General features: G+C 51.1%; 1 rRNA gene. It reads right to left on the minus strand.

The annotated features are described in order from the left end of the window. Positions 1-26 precede the first annotated feature (26 nt). Positions 27-2920: ribosomal RNA gene (locus tag BHC62_RS26160) — 23S ribosomal RNA — on the minus strand. Positions 2921-3084: the final 164 nt, after the last annotated feature.

The following is a 3084-nucleotide window of genomic DNA, read 5'->3' on the forward strand; positions in this document are numbered from 1 at the left end:
GAGTAGTCAAATTGCTTGGGTGTTATATGGTCAAGCCTCACGGGCAATTAGTATTGGTTAGCTCAACGCCTCACAGCGCTTACACACCCAACCTATCAACGTCGTAGTCTTCGACGGCCCTTCAGGGAACTCAAGGTTCCAGTGAGATCTCATCTTGAGGCTAGTTTCCCGCTTAGATGCTTTCAGCGGTTATCTATTCCGAACATAGCTACCCGGCAATGCCACTGGCGTGACAACCGGAACACCAGAGGTTCGTCCACTCCGGTCCTCTCGTACTAGGAGCAGCCCCTCTCAAATCTCAAACGTCCACGGCAGATAGGGACCGAACTGTCTCACGACGTTCTAAACCCAGCTCGCGTACCACTTTAAATGGCGAACAGCCATACCCTTGGGACCGGCTTCAGCCCCAGGATGTGATGAGCCGACATCGAGGTGCCAAACACCGCCGTCGATATGAACTCTTGGGCGGTATCAGCCTGTTATCCCCGGAGTACCTTTTATCCGTTGAGCGATGGCCCTTCCATACAGAACCACCGGATCACTAAGACCTACTTTCGTACCTGCTCGACGTGTCTGTCTCGCAGTCAAGCGCGCTTTTGCCTTTATACTCTACGACCGATTTCCGACCGGTCTGAGCGCACCTTCGTACTCCTCCGTTACTCTTTAGGAGGAGACCGCCCCAGTCAAACTACCCACCATACACTGTCCTCGATCCGGATAACGGACCTGAGTTAGAACCTCAAAGTTGCCAGGGTGGTATTTCAAGGTTGGCTCCACGCAGACTGGCGTCCACGCTTCAAAGCCTCCCACCTATCCTACACAAGCAAATTCAAAGTCCAGTGCAAAGCTATAGTAAAGGTTCACGGGGTCTTTCCGTCTAGCCGCGGATACACTGCATCTTCACAGCGATTTCAATTTCACTGAGTCTCGGGTGGAGACAGCGCCGCCATCGTTACGCCATTCGTGCAGGTCGGAACTTACCCGACAAGGAATTTCGCTACCTTAGGACCGTTATAGTTACGGCCGCCGTTTACCGGGGCTTCGATCAAGAGCTTCGCGTTAGCTAACCCCATCAATTAACCTTCCGGCACCGGGCAGGCGTCACACCCTATACGTCCACTTTCGTGTTTGCAGAGTGCTGTGTTTTTAATAAACAGTCGCAGCGGCCTGGTATCTTCGACCGGCATGAGCTTACGGAGCAAGTCCTTCACCCTCACCGGCGCACCTTCTCCCGAAGTTACGGTGCCATTTTGCCTAGTTCCTTCACCCGAGTTCTCTCAAGCGCCTTGGTATTCTCTACCCAACCACCTGTGTCGGTTTGGGGTACGGTTCCTGGTTACCTGAAGCTTAGAAGCTTTTCTTGGAAGCATGGCATCAACCACTTCGTCACTCAAAGAGTAACTCGTCATCAGCTCTCGGCCTTAGAATCCCGGATTTACCTAAGATTCCAGCCTACCACCTTAAACTTGGACAACCAACGCCAAGCTGGCCTAGCCTTCTCCGTCCCTCCATCGCAATAACCAGAAGTACAGGAATATTAACCTGTTTTCCATCGACTACGCTTTTCAGCCTCGCCTTAGGGACCGACTAACCCTGCGTCGATTAACGTTGCGCAGGAAACCTTGGTCTTTCGGCGTGGGTGTTTTTCACACCCATTGTCGTTACTCATGTCAGCATTCGCACTTCTGATACCTCCAGCAAGCTTCTCAACTCACCTTCACAGGCTTACAGAACGCTCCTCTACCGCATCATCCGAAGATGATACCCGTAGCTTCGGTGTATGGTTTGAGCCCCGTTACATCTTCCGCGCAGGCCGACTCGACTAGTGAGCTATTACGCTTTCTTTAAAGGGTGGCTGCTTCTAAGCCAACCTCCTAGCTGTCTAAGCCTTCCCACATCGTTTCCCACTTAACCATAACTTTGGGACCTTAGCTGACGGTCTGGGTTGTTTCCCTTTTCACGACGGACGTTAGCACCCGCCGTGTGTCTCCCATGCTCGGCACTTGTAGGTATTCGGAGTTTGCATCGGTTTGGTAAGTCGGGATGACCCCCTAGCCGAAACAGTGCTCTACCCCCTACAGTGATACATGAGGCGCTACCTAAATAGCTTTCGAGGAGAACCAGCTATCTCCGAGCTTGATTAGCCTTTCACTCCGATCCACAGGTCATCCGCTAACTTTTCAACGGTAGTCGGTTCGGTCCTCCAGTTAGTGTTACCCAACCTTCAACCTGCCCATGGATAGATCGCCCGGTTTCGGGTCTATTCCCAGCGACTAGACGCCCTATTAAGACTCGCTTTCGCTACGCCTCCCCTATTCGGTTAAGCTCGCCACTGAAAATAAGTCGCTGACCCATTATACAAAAGGTACGCAGTCACCCAACAAAGTGGGCTCCCACTGCTTGTACGCATACGGTTTCAGGATCTATTTCACTCCCCTCTCCGGGGTTCTTTTCGCCTTTCCCTCACGGTACTAGTTCACTATCGGTCAGTCAGTAGTATTTAGCCTTGGAGGATGGTCCCCCCATATTCAGACAAAGTTTCTCGTGCTCCGTCCTACTCGATTTCATGACTAAGAGATTTTCGCGTACAGGGCTATCACCCACTATGGCCGCACTTTCCAGAGCGTTCCGCTAATCTCAAAGCCACTTAAGGGCTAGTCCCCGTTCGCTCGCCACTACTAAGGGAATCTCGGTTGATTTCTTTTCCTCAGGGTACTTAGATGTTTCAGTTCCCCTGGTTCGCCTCTTACGCCTATGTATTCAGCGTAAGATAACCATCTTATGATGGCTGGGTTCCCCCATTCAGACATCTCCGGATCAAAGTCTGTTTGCCGACTCCCCGAAGCTTTTCGCAGGCTACCACGTCTTTCATCGCCTCTGACTGCCAAGGCATCCACCGTATGCGCTTCTTCACTTGACCATATAACCCCAAGCAATCTGGTTATACTGTGAAGACGACATTCGCCGAAAATTCGAATTTCTCAACTAAGAGAACTCACAAATTTTACCTTAGCCTGATCCGTTACCAGTGAAAGTAACGTTCAGTCTATCTTTCTATCACATACCCAAATTTTTAAAGAACGA

This window comes from Pseudomonas sp. 06C 126, from assembly GCF_001855215.1.
GTDB classification, from domain to species: Bacteria; Pseudomonadota; Gammaproteobacteria; order Pseudomonadales; family Pseudomonadaceae; genus Aquipseudomonas; species Aquipseudomonas proteolytica.